Annotated in this window: 19 protein-coding genes, 1 tRNA gene and 4 pseudogenes; 16 read left to right on the forward strand and 8 right to left on the reverse strand. The window is 46.8% G+C overall.

Features of this window, described 5'->3' with window-relative positions:
- Positions 1 to 9 precede the first annotated feature (9 nt).
- The 6 genes and pseudogenes from GKO28_RS09705 (at position 10) to GKO28_RS09725 (ending at position 3,672) form a co-directional block, all read left to right on the forward strand.
- Positions 10 to 86 (forward strand) — tRNA-Gln (locus GKO28_RS09705).
- A gap of 63 nt (positions 87 to 149) precedes the next feature.
- Positions 150 to 1,101 (forward strand): annotated as a pseudogene (locus GKO28_RS09710) (ribose-phosphate pyrophosphokinase).
- A gap of 115 nt (positions 1,102 to 1,216) precedes the next feature.
- On the forward strand, positions 1,217 to 1,420 hold the full coding sequence (locus GKO28_RS21420; RefSeq protein ID WP_282099268.1) for a hypothetical protein: 204 nt from the start codon (positions 1,217 to 1,219) through the stop codon (positions 1,418 to 1,420).
- Positions 1,359 to 1,796, forward strand: a complete 438-nt coding sequence (locus GKO28_RS09715) for a 50S ribosomal protein L25 (protein WP_247646754.1) — start codon at positions 1,359 to 1,361, stop codon at positions 1,794 to 1,796. The genes GKO28_RS21420 and GKO28_RS09715 overlap by 62 nt, the downstream gene beginning before the upstream one ends.
- 122 nt (positions 1,797 to 1,918) lie before the next feature.
- A pseudogene (gene pth / locus GKO28_RS09720) lies at positions 1,919 to 2,535 on the forward strand (aminoacyl-tRNA hydrolase).
- Between the two features lie 60 nt (positions 2,536 to 2,595).
- A complete protein-coding gene (locus GKO28_RS09725) occupies positions 2,596 to 3,672 on the forward strand; it encodes a GTP-binding protein (RefSeq protein ID WP_182076124.1) in 1,077 nt (358 codons plus the stop codon).
- Here the strand turns inward: GKO28_RS09725 and GKO28_RS09730 are convergent.
- The 6 genes and pseudogenes from GKO28_RS09730 to GKO28_RS09750 form a co-directional block, all read right to left on the reverse strand.
- Positions 3,650 to 4,183: a hypothetical protein gene (locus tag GKO28_RS09730; protein ID WP_182076125.1), complete on the reverse strand. Its 534-nt coding sequence runs from the start codon at positions 4,181 to 4,183 to the stop codon at positions 3,650 to 3,652. The genes GKO28_RS09725 and GKO28_RS09730 overlap by 23 nt on opposite strands.
- Positions 4,184 to 4,525: 342 nt before the next feature.
- Entirely contained in the window at positions 4,526 to 4,744 is a 219-nt protein-coding gene (locus GKO28_RS09735; protein ID WP_182076126.1) for a hypothetical protein, read from the reverse strand.
- Between the two features lie 100 nt (positions 4,745 to 4,844).
- A pseudogene (ccsB, locus tag GKO28_RS09740) lies at positions 4,845 to 5,973 on the reverse strand (c-type cytochrome biogenesis protein CcsB).
- A gap of 10 nt (positions 5,974 to 5,983) precedes the next feature.
- Positions 5,984 to 7,789 carry a cytochrome c biogenesis protein ResB gene (locus GKO28_RS09745; RefSeq protein WP_247646463.1) on the reverse strand — a complete coding sequence of 602 codons (1,806 nt, stop codon included), beginning with the start codon at positions 7,787 to 7,789 and terminating at the stop codon, positions 5,984 to 5,986.
- On the reverse strand, positions 7,783 to 8,016 hold the full coding sequence (locus tag GKO28_RS19755; RefSeq protein WP_307838976.1) for a cytochrome c biogenesis protein ResB: 234 nt from the start codon (positions 8,014 to 8,016) through the stop codon (positions 7,783 to 7,785). The genes GKO28_RS09745 and GKO28_RS19755 overlap by 7 nt, the downstream gene beginning before the upstream one ends.
- Positions 8,017 to 8,082: 66 nt before the next feature.
- On the reverse strand, positions 8,083 to 8,697 hold the full coding sequence (locus tag GKO28_RS09750; RefSeq protein ID WP_182076127.1) for a cytochrome c: 615 nt from the start codon (positions 8,695 to 8,697) through the stop codon (positions 8,083 to 8,085).
- A 108-nt stretch (positions 8,698 to 8,805) separates the two neighbouring features.
- On the opposite strand from GKO28_RS09750, the gene yihA reads away from it, so the two are divergent.
- The 10 genes and pseudogenes from yihA (at position 8,806) to GKO28_RS09795 (ending at position 19,011) form a co-directional block, all read left to right on the forward strand.
- Positions 8,806 to 9,444 (forward strand): ribosome biogenesis GTP-binding protein YihA/YsxC, encoded by a 639-nt coding sequence (yihA, locus tag GKO28_RS09755; RefSeq protein ID WP_182076128.1) that lies wholly within the window; start codon positions 8,806 to 8,808, stop codon positions 9,442 to 9,444.
- Between the two features lie 331 nt (positions 9,445 to 9,775).
- Positions 9,776 to 10,159, forward strand: coding sequence for a twitching motility response regulator PilG (gene pilG / locus GKO28_RS09760; protein WP_173532918.1), 384 nt, complete (start codon positions 9,776 to 9,778; stop codon positions 10,157 to 10,159).
- 25 nt (positions 10,160 to 10,184) lie between these two features.
- Positions 10,185 to 10,547 (forward strand): PleD family two-component system response regulator, encoded by a 363-nt coding sequence (locus GKO28_RS09765; RefSeq protein WP_173532919.1) that lies wholly within the window; start codon positions 10,185 to 10,187, stop codon positions 10,545 to 10,547.
- 23 nt (positions 10,548 to 10,570) lie between these two features.
- Positions 10,571 to 11,098, forward strand: coding sequence for a chemotaxis protein CheW (locus GKO28_RS09770; protein WP_182076129.1), 528 nt, complete (start codon positions 10,571 to 10,573; stop codon positions 11,096 to 11,098).
- 38 nt (positions 11,099 to 11,136) lie between these two features.
- On the forward strand, positions 11,137 to 12,273 hold the full coding sequence (locus tag GKO28_RS09775; protein WP_182076130.1) for a type IV pili methyl-accepting chemotaxis transducer N-terminal domain-containing protein: 1,137 nt from the start codon (positions 11,137 to 11,139) through the stop codon (positions 12,271 to 12,273).
- An 83-nt stretch (positions 12,274 to 12,356) separates the two neighbouring features.
- Positions 12,357 to 13,322, forward strand: a complete 966-nt coding sequence (locus GKO28_RS09780; protein ID WP_247646465.1) for a methyl-accepting chemotaxis protein — start codon at positions 12,357 to 12,359, stop codon at positions 13,320 to 13,322.
- Between the two features lie 46 nt (positions 13,323 to 13,368).
- Complete coding sequence (locus GKO28_RS09785; protein ID WP_182076131.1) at positions 13,369 to 13,848, forward strand: hypothetical protein; 480 nt, start codon at positions 13,369 to 13,371, stop codon at positions 13,846 to 13,848.
- Positions 13,845 to 16,082: an Hpt domain-containing protein gene (locus GKO28_RS09790; RefSeq protein ID WP_182076132.1), complete on the forward strand. Its 2,238-nt coding sequence runs from the start codon at positions 13,845 to 13,847 to the stop codon at positions 16,080 to 16,082. Before GKO28_RS09785 ends, GKO28_RS09790 begins: the two co-directional genes overlap by 4 nt.
- 396 nt (positions 16,083 to 16,478) lie before the next feature.
- A pseudogene (locus GKO28_RS22780) lies at positions 16,479 to 16,595 on the forward strand (hypothetical protein); the annotation flags it as partial.
- A 133-nt stretch (positions 16,596 to 16,728) separates the two neighbouring features.
- Positions 16,729 to 19,011 (forward strand): response regulator, encoded by a 2,283-nt coding sequence (locus GKO28_RS09795; protein ID WP_374220762.1) that lies wholly within the window; start codon positions 16,729 to 16,731, stop codon positions 19,009 to 19,011.
- An 85-nt stretch (positions 19,012 to 19,096) separates the two neighbouring features.
- Here GKO28_RS09795 and GKO28_RS09800 read toward each other — a convergent pair whose 3' ends face one another.
- Together GKO28_RS09800 and GKO28_RS09805 are read right to left on the reverse strand one after the other, a co-directional pair.
- Complete coding sequence (locus GKO28_RS09800) at positions 19,097 to 19,870, reverse strand: DUF4239 domain-containing protein (RefSeq protein ID WP_182076134.1); 774 nt, start codon at positions 19,868 to 19,870, stop codon at positions 19,097 to 19,099.
- A 72-nt stretch (positions 19,871 to 19,942) separates the two neighbouring features.
- Positions 19,943 to 20,209 carry a hypothetical protein gene (locus GKO28_RS09805; RefSeq protein WP_182076135.1) on the reverse strand — a complete coding sequence of 89 codons (267 nt, stop codon included), beginning with the start codon at positions 20,207 to 20,209 and terminating at the stop codon, positions 19,943 to 19,945.
- Positions 20,210 to 20,232: the final 23 nt, after the last annotated feature.

Genomic DNA, 20,232 nt, shown 5'->3' on the forward strand with positions numbered 1-20,232 from the left:
AAAATCGCTAGGGGAGTCGCCAAGTTGGTTAAGGCACTGGATTTTGATTCCAGCATGCGAAGGTTCGAATCCTTCTTCCCCTGCCACCTATAAAAAGAAAGCGTGTAATTATATCAATTACACGCTTTTCGTTTTTTCAGGATTTGGAAATGGCTTACGACAGCCTCATGGTATTTACCGGCAACGCTAACCCTCGCCTTGCTGAACGTGTAGTAAATCATCTAGACATCTCATTGGGACGCGCCACCGTTGGCCGTTTCTCTGATGGTGAAGTCACAGTTGAGCTACTCGAAAACGTTCGCGGTCGTGATGTTTTTGTTTTGCAATCAACTTGCGTACCGACTAACGATAACATCATGGAAATGATGTTGATGGTGGATGCGCTAAAACGTGCTTCAGCAGGTCGGATTACAGCAGCGATTCCGTACTTTGGTTATGCTCGCCAAGATCGTCGTCCACGCTCTGCGCGGGTACCGATTTCGGCTAAAGTGATTGCCAATATGTTGCAAGTCGCTGGTGTTGATCGCGTATTGACTGTTGATGTCCATGCCGACCAAATTCAAGGCTTTTTTGATATCCCTGTGGATAATATTTATTCCACTCCGGTATTGTTGGCCGATATCCGCGCTAAAAATTACGAAAACCTGATGATTGTATCGCCCGACGTTGGCGGTGTATTGCGCGCTCGTGCAATGGCCAAACAACTTGGTGTTGATATGGCGATTATCGATAAGCGTCGTCCAAAAGCCAATGTGGCCGAAGTGATGCACATCATCGGTGATGTAAAAGGCCGTGATTGCGTGATTATTGACGACATGATCGATACCGCCAATACGCTGTGTAAAGCCCGCTGAAGCATTGAAAAAATTCGGCGCAAATCGTGTCATGGCATATGCCACGCATGCGGTGTTCTCTGGTGCTGCAGTCGATCGCATCATGCAATCTGAATTGGATGAAGTGGTTGTTACTGACACGATTCCAGTGAGCGAATTGGGCCAAGCAAGTGGCCGTGTTCGTGTGGTTTCGATTGCTGGTTTGCTGGCTGAAACGATGCGCCGTATCAATAACGAAGAATCGGTTTCTAGTTTATTCGTTGATTGATGCACAACCGGGTTTACCTTGGTAAACCCGTAAGAATTCAGAGGGGTTTTCCCTCGAATCATCAGCTTCTCTGGTCGCGGGGGGCTGATGTTTTTATCTGTACTGGAGTATGACAATGACTTTTGAATTAAAAGCTACAAGCCGCGCAAAGCAGGGCACTGGTGCGAGCCGCCGCCTGCGTAAAGCCGGTCAATTGCCAGGTATCGTTTACGGTGGTTCTGCTGAAGCCGTTGCGATCAACTTGGATTCACAACAGCATGTACTACACGCTGCAAGACGAAAAATTCCACACTGCATTGATCCAATTGTCGATCGATGACGGTGCTGCGGAACAAGTTTTGGTTCGTGCTGTTCAATACCATCCGTTCAAACAACAAGTTCAACATATCGACTTCCAACGCGTTAGCGCTGAGTCTGTTGTTGAATTGCGTGTACCATTGCACTTCGTTGATGGCGATGCTTGCCTCGGCGTTAAGATGCAAGGCGGCGCGATCAGCAATGTATTGAAAGAAGTTATGGTTCGTTGCGTTGCTTCGAAACTGCCAGAATTCATTACTGTTGACCAATCTAAATTGGCGGTTGGTAACTTGTCAGTTCACTTATCTGACATCGCATTGCCAGAAGGCGTTCAATTAGTATCGTTACTTCGCGGTGCTGACTTGGCCGTTTCTATGTTGAACGGCGCTAAAGGTTAATTTAACCTTCGCAGTTCATCAAACCCGCTGATTCAGCGGGTTTTTTTATGTCTACTCAAGATTGATTTGTGCGATGTAGTGAGTCTGGTGGCGATTGTGTACTCGAGACTGAGGAAAATAAGATGGCGATTAAGTTAATCGTAGGTTTGGGTAATCCAGGTGGTGAATACGCCGCAACGCGGCATAATGCCGGCTTTTGGTTGCTGGATCTGCTAGCACGTGATGGACAGATTTTTTTTACGCCATGACAGTAAATTTCATGGCTTATGCGGCAAAGTTAAAATTGCTAACCACGATGTTTGGTTATTGCAGCCGCAAACTTTTATGAATCGCAGCGGTTTGGCGGTAGTGGCATTGGGCGCAATTTTATAAAATCATGCCCGATGAAATTCTAGTCGTCCACGATGAACTCGACATCGCGCCTGGCGTAGTGAAGCTTAAAAAAGGCGGTGGTAATGGCGGGCATAATGGCTTAAAAGACATTCAGTCGCATTTATCGACTGCTGATTTTTGGCGTTTGCGCTTAGGGATCGGTCACCCGGGTAATAAAAATGAAGTGGCCAATTTTGTGCTCAAGCCACCACGGCGTGAAGAGCAAGACTTGATCGATGATGCCATCAATAAATCTTTGCTGGTGATCCCTAAGATTGTGATTGGCGAAACCGGCGCTGCAATGAGCATCTTGCATACTGACGATTCAAAAAAGCGTGAACATAAACCTGAGCCGAAAAAAGACTAGGTATTTGTTTTTGAATCATGTAAGTAGTGCCTCTTAGCTATATACCCATGGATGATTTGTATGACAGCAAGCGTGATCCCCGTTAATTTAATTACTGGCTTTTTAGGCGTTGGTAAAACCACGGCATTGATGAATTTGCTGGCACAAAAGCCTGCTGATGAATATTGGGCGATTGTCGTGAATGAGTTTGGTGAGGTGGGGATTGATGGCGCGACCTTGTCGAGCGTGGGTGATGGCTTGCAAGTGGCTGAAGTACCTGGTGGCTGTATTTGCTGCACCACCAGCCCGATGCTGCGGGTGACATTGGGTAAGTTGGCGCGAGGTGTCCGTCCAGATCGCTTATTGATTGAGCCCTCTGGCTTGGGACATCCAGCGGGTATTATTGATTTACTGCGTGATCCAATGCTAGCCAGCGCCTTTGAAGTACGAGCAGTGGTCAGCTTACTAGATCCTCGGCAAATGGAAGACTCGCGTTATTACTCGCATGAAACATGGCGTGATCAGCTGCAATTGGCTGATGTCTTGGTAATTAATAAGTGCGATGTGGCCGATGAAGAGCAAATTTTACGGGCCGAAGCGATGGGGGCGGCTTTTTTTCCGCCTAAATTGGCCATTACCCGGGCAATTAATGGGCAATTTGCTTTAAGTTTGCTCGATTTAGAGCTGCATCCTGAGCGTTGGCCTGCACTTAACCACAGTGCTAATGTGCAATTGGGCGCGTATTCTCCGAGCCGACAAGTGCATTCTTCACTCGCTAGCAAATCGAGCGATGTCGCTGCCGAAGTGAGTAGCTGGCCTATTTGTAAAATGCAGTCGAGTTTAGGCTCGCATAGCTGTGGCTGGATTTTCCCACCTGAAGTGGTTTTTAGCAGTAGCCAGGTTGCTGATTTATTGACGGCATTGTCGCAAAACAGCGATTTAAACTTGCAGGGACTGACTCGCGCTAAAGGGATTTTTCATACGGAGCGCGATTGGTATCGCTTTGACTGGGTCGACAGTATGACTAGCGCTGCGCCAGCAGCCTATCGGCGAGACAGCCGTTTTGAGTTGATCGTACAAAGCGATCAAGCACCTGACTGGCAGCCTTTGCAGCAGGCTTTACTGGCGACACTGATTAGCTCGCCATCACCGCTTTAACTTGATACAAATAGGCATCGGCCATATCGCTGTGGCCGGCCTCTTTGAGCGCTTTTTGCCAGCGGTCAATACAGAACTGCAGCTCGTCGTAGCTGGTCATGGCATCAAATACATCACTCAACATAAATTCGAGCTTATTCGATAAATAAGCTTGGTCGGTCATGTGAATGATGCGCCGGATTTTTTGGCGAGAATTGGCACTAGGTAGCACGCGCTGATGTTGTGCTGGTGCTGCCGCCGCCGTAATCGGTTTGATTGCGATGGGTGGGGGTAGTGATGCCGCGCTGTTGGCATAGCCGGTTTGCTCAACAATCAATTGTAAATCCATTAATTGCTGTAATTGTTTATTTAACTCATTCATATCGGGCTGTAATGCGAGTAGTTCTGCTACGCATTTTTGACCGTCAATCATAATTAATAATTGTCGCAAACGAATTGGAAAGCCCGAGCTGCGAGTTTTGACTTCGCTTAAGCCAGCGTCTGTTTTGCTGAAAATTGAGTTGTGATTCATTACTACCCCTGCATGCCTTTTCGCCAGCTTACATATAATTAGATCCTAATGGTATCGGGGATAAGCCCTGTTGATTGTAAATATATGTTGCAGATTGCCGCAGTTGGCATCGTTGTAAGTGCTTGATTTGGGTTGCTGATGGCTTGAATTGGTTTAATTAAACGGCTTTGAGCCTCATTGTTAAACGCGATTTTTTATCGTTTGTAACGAAATCCAAATTGATTTTGCTTGAATTTACGCCGAATAAGTGTTGTAAAATAGCAACTTCTTATTGGCTAAATATCTTGTTGTAAGATACCTTCGTTACTGTGTAAAGATTTTACTATCGATGCGTTGGTTTTTTCAGGATGGGCTGTCGACAGTGTAATCATTCCTGCCATTTGTAGTTTTTTCTAGCCGGAGTAACAAATCGGGCAATGGCATGAGCTGAGTGAGTGCCGCAACGCTAATCTTGCCATCAATTAAAATAAGCAGTTGCCGCTCTTTAAAATTAAGCTGCTGGCTGCGGGTACTGATTTCACTAATGCCAGCGGCGGTTTTTTCGTAAAAGGTGCTTTCCATGATGACCTCGCAGAATGTTTCTTCATTCAAGACCTTGTCATGGTTGCAGTGCAATAAAAAAAGCCGCTCATAAGATGAGCGGCTTTTAATCTGTCGTTATTTAGAGTCCGCCGTAAGAGTGCAGTCCGGATAAAAACATATTAACGCCGATAAAGGCAAAGGTAGTAACAAAAAGCCCAATAACCGCCCACCACGCCAAAATGTCGCCACGCCAGCCTTTGATTAATCGTACGTGTAACCATGCGGCATAATTAAGCCAAACGATCAGCGCCCAAGTCTCCTTGGGGTCCCAGCTCCAATATCCGCCCCATGCATCAGCGGCCCACATTGCACCGAGTACGGTTGCAATGGTAAAAAACAAAAATCCGACGGCAATCGCTTTGTACATCACTTCGCCCAGTGTGTCGTAACTGGGTAGCTTGTTAGTGAGAATGCCACGAGCAGAGAGCAATTGCGCGATACCCAGCATTGAGGCAATCGCAAAACTGCCATAGCCGACAAAGTTGGCAGGGACGTGGATTTTCATCCACCACGATTGCAAAGCAGGAATCAGTGGTTGAATTTCATGGGCTTGACGGTCTAATGAGTACCAAATAATAAAAGCAACCGCCGCAGAAATAACTAAGAGCACAAAAGCGCCCATGGTTTTGGCGGCAAATTTCGCTTCGTAATACAGGTACATCAAAGCCGTCATTAAGCAAAATAGGATGAAGACTTCATACAAATTAGAAACGGGGATATGTCCAACATCGGCACCGATTAAATAGCTTTCGTACCAACGAACCAGCTTTGAAATCATGGCTGCGCCAGCTGCCGCCCATGTTAAGCCTGACGCAATGCTAAGTGCGGTAGCCGATTGGCGTAATAAACCAATCCAATACAGGATGGTGGCCAGGAAAAAACAGCACGCACATCCACATCACCGCCGATTGACTCGAGAGGAGATACTTCAGCCAAAACTCGGTTTGCCCACGGCTTAAGTCGCCGGCATAGAGTTCAATAGCACCGAGCGCAATGATGCCGCAAACGGGAAAGAACACCCGCATCGCTGGCCAAAACCAGCCAAACCAGCAAAGACCAGCGACTGAGCCAATTAAAATGCCCTGCTCATAATAATCGAGAAAACTGTGGTATTTCTGCCACGAAACCAAGGCTGTTACCACGATAAACAGCGTAAACAGCACATCAGCAGTATTAAAACGTCGATTTTTCAAACTTAGCGAATTCATACAAAGGCTCTCAAAGTGGGGCTTGTTGCTGGTTTGGTGCAAGGTGCTCAATATGAGCGGCAAACTCACGATCTAAATCGTCGGTTTTGCGATTACTACTCATGGCGATTAAGGTTGAATGCGGACTAATTCTGATCCATAGACGATTTTCTCGAATATAAAACATGCAGAAAATACCGATGATTAATAATAAAGAGCCTAAATAAACCACGTTTTTACCGGGCGAGCGGGTGAGTTGAAAACCGCTCGATTTCACTTCGTTAAAGCCAGTGAGTTGTAAAACAGCCGGTGAGCCGTAATCGAACAAACTGCTGGTGGCCACCAAACTATCCATTAAAAATCGATACTGCATATTATCGGTTGGCGTCACTGGCAGGCCAGCTTGCGTTTGGGCTAATTCCATCGCATCGATGGCCGCACTTTGCAGTACTTTAAGGTAGGTTTGCGCGACCACTTGCCGCTCAGCTTGCGGTACTTTTTTCTCTAAGAAGCGCTCAATAGCAGGAAAGCCGCCTTGGCTAAACTGAAATAACACGCCCTCGGTAATTTCAGCAAATTGCGCCTCACCATCGGCAGACACACCGCCAGCTTTTAAGGCTTTAGCCGCGGTTCTTTTCGCAATGTCAGCATGTAATTTGGCATTTAAGATCGTCGATCTAAAGCGCATAAACGCATCAAGCTGCATATCTTGATCTAGTGGTATACGTGTAAATGCAAATGGTGATGCTACTTCGCGGCGCATACCGGTAATGAAATAGCTGCTGTCATTTTCTACAAATGGCTGCATATAGTTCTGGTATTCAACCGCTTGCCCACGATCATCGCGGACTTTAAATTGAATGGTTGGCCCTAAATTACGCACGTTTCGATCGCCATGCACCGATTGCGCCGATGCCAATGCCGTTTGCAGCGGCGAAACAGCCACCGTTGAGGTATTGCCCTCGACCATTTTATCTAGGTTTTCAATATTAAAGGGACGTAGATCGCCAATTTCGAGGCGGTAATTGGCTTGACCTGCGGTGAGTGCCAGTTCGGATTGCGATTGTGCCGCCAATTTTGATTTGGCATTGCTCAATAAGTCCCATCGCACAAACTCAAGTCCTGAACCACCATCGCCAAAACTGGCTTGATAAATGGCAACACCATTCACAATTAATGGATGATTGACTTTAATTGTGCCGCTTTGGATTAGCTTGCCTTGCATATCAAACACATCAATATCACTGGCAAATAGCTTTGGCATGCCAGTTGAATAATGCTCAATATGAAATTTATTCAGTTTTAAAATAAATGGTAATTCTTGAACAAAATAGCCATTGCCGGAGTTGAGAAAAACTACGCTGGCAGAGCTGCCCTCACTTAAATTGACATTGCCACGAAACGATAAATTATTAGACGCGAGGCGAGACATTGCCGGAATTTGGCTTTGTGGCACATTGCGCGTTTCTGCCGTTTTAATATCCAGCATTTCCATGACTTTTAATGGCAAATTACCGTCCATTAATCCGCCAATACAAATAACCACAATTGCCGAATGGGTAAATAAATAACCCAGGCGCTGCCAACTGCCTTTTTTAGCCGCAATTAATGTGGCATCACCATCGGCTCGCAAACGATAGCGATAGCCATATTCAGTGAGGTGCTGAGTAACTGCTGGTTGTTCGAGTGGCTGATTGATTTCATGATGATGCGACATTAAGCGCAAAGAATTGGCGGTGGCTTTTTCACGATAACTACGCACTTCGCGAATAACGCCGGGGAAATGTCGCCAAATACACAAGCAAGTCGAACCGACCAAAAATGCCAAAATCAGCAAAAACCAAATCGAATGATAAACATCAAATAAGCCGAGTGGTTCAAAAATGCTAAACCAAAAAAATCACCAAACTCAACACGATAATTAACATAAGGCTCATTTTGCTTGAGCACGGTACCAATAATTGAGGCAATCGCAAGTAGCGTTAATAAACTAATTGCAAAACGCATCGATGATAATAAATCAAAGAGGGCGCGGCGGAAGGAGTGTGTATTTGAGGTCATCATAAAATCAAAAAAGGGGCGAATCGCCCCCTTTAGTACGCGTAAATCGAAATGAGTTCCAATTAACGCTTAGTGAATCGATTGAATATATTCAGCAACGGCTTTGATTTCAGCATCGGAGAGTTTGCCCGCGATTTCCATCATTGGCACATTATTGGTACGCTGACCATCACGGAAGGCTTTAAGCTGGGCTGCGGTATAGGCAGCATGCTGGCTGCTTACAAGTGGATACTGTACTGGAATCCCTGCGCCTGAAGGTCCATGGCAAGCCATACAGGCCGGAACATTTTTAGCCGCAATGCCACCGCGATAAATTTTTTGCCCGGCATCCACTAAGGCTTTGTCTGATGCGCCAATTGCTTTCGGCGTTTGCTTGCTATAGTAAGCAGCAACATTGGCCATATCTGCATCAGTTAGCGGGGTTGCCATGCCTAGCATAATGGCATTTTTACGCTTTTGACTTTTAAATTCTTGCAACTGTTTAATGATATATTCTGGGTGTTGTCCAGCTAAGTTTGGATTTGCGCTCGCTACGCTATTTCCATCTACGCCGTGACAGGCCGCGCAGACTTGGTCAACGATGACTTTGCCTTTGCTTGGATCGCCCTTAACAATCGCCGACATAGCGGCGGGTGATAACATCAAAAGTGCTGCAATGCTCACTGCAACAGACATGCTGCGCATAAATCCGCTCCCGTGTTGGAGTACGTCAGTCTAAGGTGCCGACGATAATCGTTCAAATACTGGTATTCTATAGCAAGACTCCGATACAAACCACAATGGCACCCACAGATGTCCCTATTTCAAGGCTTGCAGTTCCTAACTACTGTAAATGATTTAAAAACTTTACCTCATGAAGGGGTAGAAGTTGCTTTCGCTGGTCGTTCAAACGCGGGTAAATCTAGCGCAATTAATACACTCGCTAACATTACTCGCCTAGCTTATGTGTCGAAAACTCCCGGGCGTACTCAGCATATTAATTATTTTGATTTTGGTAACGAACGACGTTTAGTCGATTTACCAGGTTATGGTTATGCTGAAGTTCCTGAGCGGATTCGTAAACATTGGCAAGGTTTATTGGCGCAATATTTATCACACCGTGATAATTTAATTGGCTTAGTGCTAATTATGGATAGCCGTCGACCACTTACTGATTTAGATCGCAATATGCTGAGTTGGTTTCGCCCTACAGGAAAACCGATTCATTGCATTCTGACCAAATCAGATAAGTTAAATAACCAAGAAAAAGCATTAGTGCTGCGTAAAGTGAAAGCTGAATTTGCTGATGACGCAATGATTACTGTACAGCTATTTTCTAGCCTTAAAAAACAAGGTGTGGATGAAGTTGAGCAGGTAGTTGGGAGTTGGTTTGCTGCTGCATTAGAGCTTAGAAATGAGCTTGATCCGACCAGTGGTGAAGCAAATTCTTGATATTTGCGATTGAGAAGCTATCTTAGTTACAGGTGCGCCCCTGCACCTCCCGCTTTTCCTCCCTGAGCGGGGCTTCGTTGATTCGAAGCATATATATGGCCCCGATCAGGTTTTATTTAGGTCGGGGTTTCTTTTTTTGTCAGTTTCATCCTGAATATGGCTGCAAATGCCAACACCTCACGTTATTAGCCTTGTCTAATATCAGTCACACCCTTATGATTTTCCTCTACGTATAAACTGTTTATCAGTTCACCTGCTCATCGGTGTACTATTTGTTCGCGCTGAGTCTGACACGAATTTTTCGTTGTGAGCCAGTCATGAGGATTCACGAATGTCTAGTCTTGCTGGTATTAAGGTCATGGTTATCGATGACAGCAATACGATTCGACGCAGTGCTGAAATCTTTTTGGGGCAAGCAGGTTGCACTGTTATTTTGGCTGAAGATGGCTTTGATGCCTTAGCAAAAATTACAGACAACAATCCAGACGTCATCTTTGTTGACGTCATGATGCCACGCTTAGATGGTTATCAAACTTGCGCCTTAATTAAAAAAAATCCGCGTTTTAAATCAACCCCTGTCGTGATGCTGTCGTCAAAAGATGGTTTATTTGATCGAGCGCGCGGCCGCATGGTGGGATCTGATGAGTATTTAACCAAGCCATTTACCAAAGACAGCCTATTGGCTGCTGTAGGTACTTACTCAAGCGCAACTTAATTGAAACTAACGGACTTAATTTATTATGACGATCAAAAAGATTCTGATTGTTGATGACTCGCCAACCGAGCGTCATTTTCTAGGTGAGCTACTCACTAAAAATGGATTTCAAATTATTACTTTGGAATCCGGCGAAGAAGCGGTGAGCCGTACTAAAGAAATCATGCCAGATTTGATTTTGATGGATGTGGTGATGCCAGGAATGAATGGTTTTCAAGCGACCCGTACCATTTCACGCGATGAGCCAACAAAAAATATTCCAATTATTATGTGCACGTCAAAAAATCAAGAAACCGATATGGTGTGGGCAAAGCGCCAAGGTGCAACAGAATACGTGGTTAAACCGGTTGATCCACAAGAGTTACTCAATAAAATCGCCGCCCTATAAGGCTTAATCACTGAGGGCGTACGATGGCAAAAAGAAAAAGCGAAAGAGTGAGCTTGCGTGACTACCAGCAAGGGGTGATGCAGCGCTTACAGAGCGCCACGACCGTGGCGCAGGTCGATGTACGATTAGGTTTGCAAATTGGCAATGACCATTGGCTAGTTGATTTGGGTGATGTGTCAGAAGTGATGCCAGTACCGATAATTGCGGGCGTGCCATTGGCGCATTCATGGTTTAAAGGCGTGGCCAATATTCGTGGTAATTTAGTGAGTGTTGTTGATTTGCCCGCTTTTTTCGGTCAATCCCATCAAGGTTTTACTCAGCTTGCACGCTTAGTTCTCTTGCCATCGCGCCATCTGCCGCACGCCTCTGTCTTGGTCAATAAAATGCTAGGTTTAAAGCATTTGTCTGATTTAGAGGCTTTGCCCTTAGATGCTAGCGCCGCAGCATGGGAAGGGGGGCGATACAAAGATGCTACTGGTCAGGTTTGGCGAGTGTTGGATGTCGTGAAATTAGTCAATGAAGCTGCATTCTTGCAGACAGGTATTGCATAAAAAATCAAAAGTCACTCAGGGGTGGCGTGGGAGGTATCATGGCAGTGATGGAGCGCATCAGGGGCTTGTTTTCAGGTAGCGATACCGCAGGTAAATCGCAACAAAGCGAAAACAAAAAAGCATTCGATCCATCTAGAACCACTTGGTTTCTAGATAAAATTCGTTTACCCGAAGGTGATGATCTTAAAGCGCTGAAGCCAACGCCACTGATTGGTCATTTACCTGCTCGGCAGCAAATGGCTATTTTCTTGCTGACCATGGTTTTGGCCATTATTTTATTTGCAGTCACGGCATTTTTGTCATTTCGTTCAAGCAGCATTAATGCCAGTAACCAAGCCACTGCAACTGAAATGCAAATGTTGTCGCAAAGGATTGCTCGTGCATCGACCCAAGCCATTCGCGGCGATGCGGACGCGTTTAAAGTGTTGGATGAATCCTACAATAACTTTAATGATGATTTAAATAAGCTAATGAATGCACGCAATCCTTGGAACTTTTTTCAAGTTTCAGGTGCTGAACAATTAGCTCAAATTGATACCGTTTGGAATACCTCATTTCGGCCAAATCCAAGTCGACCTACCGTTGACACGATTTTGAAACAAAAAACGGCACTCATGTCAATTGGTCGAAGTGTAGAAGGGATTAATAGTAATGATGCAAAATTGTTAGAATTAACCCAACAATTTGCTTCTTTACTTGCGGATGGCGGCGGTACTTTACGTGAATTAGACTACGCCAATCAATTAGCGATGTTGTCGCAAAGAACCTCAAAAAATGCCAATGCAATGTTGGCGAGTGAGCTGATTAATCCAGAAGTGGTATTTTTGCTTGGCAAAGACGTTTCTACATTTAATGAAATTGTTAAATCGTTTCTCGATGGTAATCCAGACTTAAATATTCGCCCAGTTTCCACTACGGCGATGGTCGATAAGCTTGAACAAATCTCAGTCTTATTTAAAGACTTTCAAGTGGTGGTAAGTGCATTTTCTAAAAACATGCAGCCCTTGGTAAATACCCGTTTGGCCAATCAAGCGATTGTTCGCGACTCAGAAAAATTACTCACTGATAGTAAAGCATTGGCTGAGCAATATCACAATTCAGTCGGTGGCATGATTGTGGCTGCAGTTGAGGTGGCGTTAATTTTTATTGCACTCGCCTCACTCTCTTATTATTAGTTCGGGTCTTTAATCAAGAATCAGTAAAACGTCGTTTAGCTTCAGAGGCTGAAAACCGTAAAAATCAGGATGCCATTTTACGCTTGCTCAATGAGATGGGTGATTTGGCTGACGGTGACTTAACGATTCGTGCTTCGGTGACTGAAGATTTAACAGGAGCAATTGCCGATTCGATTAACTTTACGATTGAAGAATTGCGTAATCTGATTACCGGTATTAACCGAGCGACAGAGAAAGTAAATGCTTCATCGGCTGAGGCGCAAAGTATTTCCACCGAATTATTGTCTGCTGCAGAACGCCAGTCGAAAGAAATTGAAACCACAAATTACAACGTGGCGCAGATTGTTAACTCAATTCAAGGTGTATCAAGTACCGCTGCTGAATCGGCAACGGTGGCGCAATCGTCACTGGCTGCTGCAGAGTCTGGCGCCGAAGCGGTAAATAACCAAATTCAAGGGATGGGTGAGATTCGCGAGCAAATTCAAGAAACCGCCAAACGAATTAAACGCTTGGGTGAATCATCACAAGAAATTGGTGAAATTGTTGAATTGATTTCCGATATTACTGAGCAAACCAACGTCTTGGCATTGAATGCGGCAATTCAGGCTGCAGCAGCCGGTGAGGCTGGTCGTGGCTTCTCGGTGGTGGCTGAAGAGGTTCAGCGTTTGGCTGAACGTTCGGGCGAGGCCACCAAGCAAATTGGTGCAATTGTAAAAACCATTCAAGCGGATACGCACGATGCCGTGGCCGCGATGGAATTGTCTACTCAAGGTGTGGTTGAAGGGGCTAAGTTGTCGGATGCTGCAGGTAGTGCGTTGTCAGAGATCGGTAAAGTTTCGCGTGAACTGGCCCGCTTGATTAGTTCAATTGCGCATGAAACCGAAGATCAAACACTGTTGGCGAGCAAAGTGAGTAACACGATGCGCGACATCTTGTCGATTACTGAACAAACCACCGCAGGTACTCAGCAATCGGCGATTGCAGTGGGGCAGTTAACTGGCCTAGCCGCAGAGCTAAAAGCATCGGTTTCTGGTTTCAAACTGTCTTAATTAATCTCCAGACCGGCCTGGCCGGTCTTCTTCATGGAGCCCCGCCATGAGTGTGCATACTGAATTTGATAAGGGCTCTTTGTTGTGGGTCAAAGCTGAAATTGACAGCACTTTGGCTCGTGCCAGTGATGCACTTGAGCAATACCGCAGCAACAAAGATACCGCTGTATTAAAACACGCAAAAACGCATTTGCATCAAGCCTATGGTGCGCTCGATTTGGTCGAGTTAACTGGTTTGGCACGTTTTTGTGATGAAGTTGAACAAGTGCTGCTGGTGCTTGAGCAAGGTGAGCATGATGAGATCGGCTTGCCTTTGGTATTGCGGGCGATTGAAGAAATTGGCCAATATCTAAATCGTTTAACGATCGGGATGCCCAATATCCCCTTAGCCTTATTGCCGACCTTTCGTGAGTTAGCGCAATTGCGTGGCGCCTGTGCATCCGGTGCCGAGCTGTTTTTCCCGCAATTTGTTTTAAGCATGCCACCTGGCTTGCCGCGCAAAAGCACGCCACTGCCATTGAAATGAGTAGTATTGTGAAGCAGCAACGCAGTCGTTATGAGCGTGCACTACTGCGGTGGGTGAAAGGACAAAAAGAAGTCGGCCCCGTGATGGCCGCTAGTTTGGCTGAGCTGGCTAAATATCAAACCAGTACCTTACCGCGACATTTCTGGTGGGCCGCCGCTGCCGTAGTTGACGGTTTAAGCAGCAATCGTGCTGAGCTTGATCTTGATCCGCAGCAAGTCGTTTTGCGGCTTAATTTACAAATTCGTCGTTTGGCCGAAGGCTCAAGTAAAGTTGCTGAACGGCTATTTCGCGATATTTTATATCTATTGCCACAACTCGATTGTGATAGCGCCTTGGCGCATCGCTTGGCGCAATCATTTGCATTGGCTGATTTATTTCCCAATGCACAAACAATTATGTCGCCAGAAAGCATGGCTGCAGAGCAATTGGCTCGCACTTTGCGTGATGACTTAACCATCGTCAAAGAATCTTGGTCGCGAGTTGCCGCCGGGCAATTAGATAAAGCCAGTACGGTTAAAAACCTGCTGCAACAATTGGCACAAAAATCCAGTCAGTTACAAATCCATGGCTTAGATGCCTTATGGCAAGGTTTATTGCTTGCGGTGATGCAAGCGCAATTAAGCCAAGATTTAGCCCTTGAAATCGCCACTGGTTTATTACTTGCTGACAATGCGCTGGCGATTTACCCGAGTCAGGCTGATGATTTTATTGAGCAAGTCGATGCTTTATTGCTGCGTTTAATTGATCCAAGTGCCGTTAATGAATTGCCGCATTTAGATGAAATTAGCCGTGAAGCGCAAGATCGTTTGTTGTTGTCGCATTTAGCCATTGAAATGCACAGCAATTTGCAAGGCATTGAAGACATCTTGGATGGGTTTTTCCGCGATCCAAGCGAGCGGCAAACACTCAAGAATATTGAGCCGATGCTCCGTCAGGTGCAAGGCGCGCTGATGATGTTGGATCGGCAAACTGCGGTTGAATTAAGCCATGAATGCTTACAAAGAATTATTCAGCACGCGAATCACGATGCCAACCCAGAGTTACATCAACTTGAAGAGCTGGCTGAAGCCTTATCAGCGTTGGGTTTTTATGTGGATGATTTGGCTCAGGAGCGTGATGATGAGGCCGCACTGCTGCCGTTATTATTGCGTTTAACAGGGCGCACTGCAGCCCCGGCCGAGGTCGATGAGCGCATTGCATTGGAAGCTGAACCCGAGCTCGCGACACCCGAGTTGGCTTTACCAACGGCTGCGCCAGCGCCAATTGAAGTGGCATTGCCAACGTCTGAAGCGGCAATGGACGCTGAGTTACTCGAGGTTTACCTCGAAGAAGCGATTGAGGTGCTGGCGGCAATTGAAATCCAGCAAGCCTTATTGCATCACAACCCGCATGACCGCGAAGCGTTCACGACGATACGTCGCAGTTTTCACACGCTCAAAGGTAGTGGCCGCATGGTCGGCTTGTATCAACTTGGCGAAGTGGCATGGTCGATTGAGCAATTACTCAATAAATGGCTGCAATTGGATAAGCCGGCTTCGCAGCGTTTATTATCTTTGCTCGACTTCACGCACCAAGCTTTTGTCGATTGGGTGGATCAATTACAGAAAACGGGAGTGGTTGCCGTTGAATCCGCAGCAATTGAGGCCGAAGCACTCGCGCTGCGTCATGAGGCAGATCTGCCTGAGAAAGGCCATGAGTCATTGCCTGAAACGGCAATTGAAGTGGATATTGCCCCCGCTGCCGATATTCAAATTGGTCAGGTATCCGTCTCTGCCACCTTGTTTGCGATTTTCTGTGAAGAGGCGCGTAAATATTTAGTGGCTTTATCGCGCGGCGTAGAAGTGCTCGCCGAATCGGGAGAGGTCGAATCACAATTTGTACTCGCTGCCCATACCCTGGGGGGGATTGCCTCTACAGCAGGCTTTAGACCTCAAGGTGAGCTGGCATACGCCTTAGAGCATGCCTTGCAAAATGGCGCGCAAATTAATCGCGAGCAAGTGCCGTTATTTGCCGATGCAGTGCAAATGCTCGATCGCATGATGCAGGATATTTTTGCTGAGCAAGCACCATGTACCGCTGCGGACTTAATTGCGCGCTTAGTGGCCTTGCATGCAATGGCCGATGAAATCGAGCTCAGTGATGATGGCGAAACGCTAGAGCTGGATGCCATTGGCGATGAAATTTCATTCGCGTTAGATACCACGACCGAGCCAGTTGCGGCGCCGCAGTTTTGATGCCTTGCTGAGTGATATGGCGGTGGCGAGCACAGCAGCACCGCTACTCGATCTACCGGAACTTGAATTAACTTGGGATGCCGAGCTGCTCGAACAGCCAACCACGCTGGAACGAATTGATGAGCCAGTAACGCTAGATTTGCCAGAGCTCGCCGATGATTCGGTTGAACCGGCATTGCTCGACTTGGCGCCGGCAGCCGCCAATTTGGCTGTGACCACAGTGGGTGATACGGTTGATTCGCTGTTGTTGGGTACTGATTTTGTGGCGGATTTGTCGACTGAATTAATCGACTCAGATTTACCCTTGCTTGATTTAATCTTGGCCGAAGATACTCTGCCGGAAACGGAAACGGAAACGGAAACGGAAACGGAAACGGAAACGGAAACGGAAACGGAAACGGAAACGGAAACGGAAACGGAAACGGAAACGGAAACGGAAACGGAAACGGAAACGGAAACGGAAACGGAAGCCGAAGCCGAAGCCGAAGCCGTCAGCCTTGCGCCAACGGATGAGGTTATCGAACCTGAGTTGGATGTATTAACGCAATTAATGAGCGTGCCCGAGGCCTTTGTCGCTACGGATTTATTGGATAATTTGGCGCAAGCCATTGATGCCGATGAGCCGCATACCCCGCTGGCGCAGTTGATGTCTGCCGATGATGCACTCAATGCAGCGCGTGCTGAACTAGACGCGATCTTAGTCGATGAAATCGACGAGCAATTGTTGCCGATTTTCATTGAAGAAGGCGAAGAGCTGCTACCGCAATTAAGTAATGCGCTGCGTTTACTCAATACGGCTGAAAATACGCCAGCCACCTTGCAGCAATTAAAACGTACTTTGCACACCATTAAGGGCAGCGCCCGGATGAGTGGCGCAATGCGGATGGGTGAGGCGGCGCATCGGATGGAGTCGCGTCTGGTTGAAGCGGCCACAGTGAATGCCGAATTGCTGGCGCGATTAGACAGTGATTACGATCTGATTCAAGCGCTATTTGCTGAGCTTTCACAACCGGCGAAGCGAGAAGAAGAAGGGGTTGTCGTCTCAACTGGCGCGGTAGCAACCATCCCGAAATTGTTAGCCGCAGCTGAAACCGATAATAAAACGGTGATTCGCGTTAAATCCGAATTGATTGATCAATTGGTCAATCAAGCCGGTGAAGTGGCGATTTCGCGTACGCGGATTGAAGCTGAAATGTTGATGTTTAAGAGCTCCTTGCTCGATTTAACTGAAAACGTGATGCGCTTACGCACTCAGTTGCGCGAGCTTGAAATTCAAGCTGAAACGCAAATGCAAGCGCGGGAAAAAGAAGTGCAAGAAATGCACGCCAGCTTTGATCCTTTAGAGTTTGACCGCTTTAGTCGCTTGCAAGAACTCACCCGTTTTATGGCCGAAAGCGTCAATGACGTGGGAACGGTACAACAAAGTTTATTAAAAAATCTAGACGAATCATCCGCTGCCTTGCTGGCGCAATCGCGAATGACCAAAGAGTTGCAGCAAAGCTTGATGCGGGTGCGCATGGTGCCGTTTGCTAGCGTATCGGATCGTTTGTATCGCTTAACCCGGCAAGCCGGTAAAGACGTCGCTAAAAAGGTCAACTTGGAATTAAGCGGTGGTCGCGTTGAAATCGACCGCGGCGTACTCGATAAAATGATTTCGCCTTTTGAGCACATGCTGCGTAATGCGATTGGTCATGGCTTAGAGTCAACGGACGAGCGTTTGGCGCTAGGTAAGAGTGAGTTTGGCGAGATTAATATTGAGGTTCGCCAAGAAGGCAATGAACTAGTTCTGGTGCTCAAAGACGATGGTCGTGGTTTAGACTTGGTTCGCATCCAGCAAAAAGCCATTGCTTTAGGTTTGATCAGTGCCGATCAAGTGGTCTCTGAAAATGATCTCTGCCAGCTGATTTTTGAGCCCGGTTTTTCCACTGCGGCTACTGTGACGGCGATTTCAGGCCGAGGCATTGGCATGGACGTGGTCAAAAATGAAGTCAGTAATTTGGGCGGCAAGATTGATGTGTCAACCCAAGCTGGCCAAGGCACGACTTTTGTCATTCACTTGCCATTAACCTTAGCGGTGGCGCAAGTGCTGTTGGTGAAAGCGGGTGAGCGCTTGATTGCGATTCCATCGGTGATGGTGGAGCAAGTACAAGAATTGAAAGCCGAAGCATTGGCGCGGATTTACGATAATCGTGAACAAGAATGGATGGGGCAGCGTTATCGCTTTGCCTATTTACCGCGATTATTAGGCGACAGTAAAGCAATCCCAGAGCAAAAACGCTATTCGACCGTGGTGTTATTGCGCTCAGGCGCCGAGCGCATTGCCATCCACGTGGATCAATTGGTTAAAAACCAAGAGGTGGTGGTCAAACCGATTGGGCCGCAATTGGCGCGGATTCCGGGCGTAGTGGGGGCGACAGTGCTCGGTACCGGTGAAATTGTGATGATTATGAATCCGCTGGCCTTGCAGGCTCAGGCGGCGCATATTCAGGCGCAACAAGTGACCGAGAGCTTGCAGCATCAAGCGCAGCCAACCATGCCCGAGCAGCTGTCGACTGCGCCGGTGGTGATGGTGGTCGATGATTCGCTCACCGTGCGTAAAATCACCGGGCGCTTATTGTCGCGTGAAGGCTTCCAAGTGGTGACGGCCAAAGACGGCGTGGATGCCTTGCAGCAATTGCACGATGTGAAGCCGGCGGTGATGTTGGTGGATATTGAAATGCCAAGAATGGATGGCTTTGAGTTAACGCGCAATGTACGCGTGGCTGACGATACCAAGCATATCCCAATCATTATGATTACCTCGCGTACCGCTGAAAAGCATAAAAAATATGCGTTTGAACTGGGGGTCAATGCCTATCTTGGCAAGCCGTATCAAGAAGATGAATTGCTGGGTTTGATTCGTAATTTTGTCAGTGCCGCAGCGCAATAAACTGCATCGTGACTGCCAATTAAAAAAGCCCTTCGGGGCTTTTTTAATTGACTTTAAATGCTTGCGCTTTGAGCGTGTTTGGCGATTACATGCTACTGCGTAAATCAATTAATACTTGATCAGCAGCGTTAATGCGGATTAAGCCAAGGCGTGGATATTCCAAATCAATAATGACGTAAACCGTTAATGACATCACGGCAGCAAAAGACACAATATGTAACCAGCGGCGATGTTTATTGCTCGACATATCAAAGCCCACCAGTAATGCACTCACCAGCGCTAATAGCGGCAGCAGCAGAAAAACAATCAGCGGGGGATGATTGTCAAGGGCCACCGCTCGAGTGGTGGTGATGTCAAACATGGCGTTCAGTGCATCGGGCAAAATTAAATCTAAATTGGGTCGTGCATCCACTAAGTCATAGCTGGCTGTGGCGCTTTGCCAGATTTGTTGTTGCAAAGCCGCCGTTTGGGCGTGGGCTTGCTGCGTTGCAATGTGATCTTCGTTGCGGCTATGGCTTAAAATTCGTACGTCGAGATAGTGTTTAAACAGCGATTTGAGCTCAATTTGCGCGCGACTGGGCAGTAAATCAAGACGTAAATAAGCTGTGCCAATGGCATTGGCTTCGGCGGCAATCAGCTGACGATGTGCTTCAAAACGCGTGGCGGCACCCGAAAATGAAAACGCCAAAATCAAACCCAATAGGGCAAAAATGGCGCTTTCCGAAGCGCCAAATCCCTTGGGCATGCCAGGCTCTTTGCGTAATTGCGCGACCCCCATTCGCCGACCGATCTCAACACAGAGCAGCATTCCCAAAAATAAACTCAAGGCCAAAGCACTTGCGATCCATTGTAGATACATGCTGAATCTCCATCAGTTTTAATGGGTATATTGCCATATACTATGTTGGGTTTTGTTTAGCGTTATATACCCTTATTGATAATCGGGTAGGCCATAAGCGGTGAGGATGAAATCAAAGCGGTTGCTGTCCATCGACTCTGCAACAAAAGCTTGGATTTTTTCGATTCTGGGTGCATCGAGCAGATACGATAATTTCATTTCTGGGGTCGGCTGATCTTGCTCGGCGGCAAATAGCTCAAATAAAAATGCAACAGGTACGGTTTCGGCGATGGCCAAATGGCCAATAAATGCGCCTTCCATGCCTTTTTCCCACACTTCGATGGCACGAACTAGTTTCATAATATGCTCTGTAAGTAATCGAA

The organism is Deefgea sp. CFH1-16, from assembly GCF_016881365.1.
Classification (GTDB): domain Bacteria; phylum Pseudomonadota; class Gammaproteobacteria; order Burkholderiales; family Chitinibacteraceae; genus Deefgea.

Bases quoted from the DNA above. Each gene is read 5' to 3' on its own strand.
- GKO28_RS09775 (WP_182076130.1), top strand. From the start codon at position 11,137: ATGGCAGTGATGGAGCGCATCAGGGGCTTGTTTTCAGGTAGCGATACC.
- GKO28_RS19755 (WP_307838976.1), bottom strand. From the start codon at position 8,016: ATGATGACCTCAAATACACACTCCTTCCGCCGCGCCCTCTTTGATTTA.
- GKO28_RS21420 (WP_282099268.1), top strand. From the start codon at position 1,217: ATGACTTTTGAATTAAAAGCTACAAGCCGCGCAAAGCAGGGCACTGGT.
- GKO28_RS09715 (WP_247646754.1), top strand. From the start codon at position 1,359: ATGTACTACACGCTGCAAGACGAAAAATTCCACACTGCATTGATCCAA.
- yihA (WP_182076128.1), top strand. From the start codon at position 8,806: ATGTCCCTATTTCAAGGCTTGCAGTTCCTAACTACTGTAAATGATTTA.
- GKO28_RS09770 (WP_182076129.1), top strand. From the start codon at position 10,571: ATGGCAAAAAGAAAAAGCGAAAGAGTGAGCTTGCGTGACTACCAGCAA.
- GKO28_RS09750 (WP_182076127.1), bottom strand. From the start codon at position 8,697: ATGCGCAGCATGTCTGTTGCAGTGAGCATTGCAGCACTTTTGATGTTA.
- GKO28_RS09785 (WP_182076131.1), top strand. From the start codon at position 13,369: ATGAGTGTGCATACTGAATTTGATAAGGGCTCTTTGTTGTGGGTCAAA.
- GKO28_RS09805 (WP_182076135.1), bottom strand. From the start codon at position 20,209: ATGAAACTAGTTCGTGCCATCGAAGTGTGGGAAAAAGGCATGGAAGGC.
- GKO28_RS09765 (WP_173532919.1), top strand. From the start codon at position 10,185: ATGACGATCAAAAAGATTCTGATTGTTGATGACTCGCCAACCGAGCGT.
- GKO28_RS09725 (WP_182076124.1), top strand. From the start codon at position 2,596: ATGACAGCAAGCGTGATCCCCGTTAATTTAATTACTGGCTTTTTAGGC.
- GKO28_RS09735 (WP_182076126.1), bottom strand. From the start codon at position 4,744: ATGGAAAGCACCTTTTACGAAAAAACCGCCGCTGGCATTAGTGAAATC.
- GKO28_RS09730 (WP_182076125.1), bottom strand. From the start codon at position 4,183: ATGAATCACAACTCAATTTTCAGCAAAACAGACGCTGGCTTAAGCGAA.
- GKO28_RS09795 (WP_374220762.1), top strand. From the start codon at position 16,729: ATGTCTGCCGATGATGCACTCAATGCAGCGCGTGCTGAACTAGACGCG.
- pilG (WP_173532918.1), top strand. From the start codon at position 9,776: ATGTCTAGTCTTGCTGGTATTAAGGTCATGGTTATCGATGACAGCAAT.
- GKO28_RS09800 (WP_182076134.1), bottom strand. From the start codon at position 19,870: ATGTATCTACAATGGATCGCAAGTGCTTTGGCCTTGAGTTTATTTTTG.
- GKO28_RS09790 (WP_182076132.1), top strand. From the start codon at position 13,845: ATGAGTAGTATTGTGAAGCAGCAACGCAGTCGTTATGAGCGTGCACTA.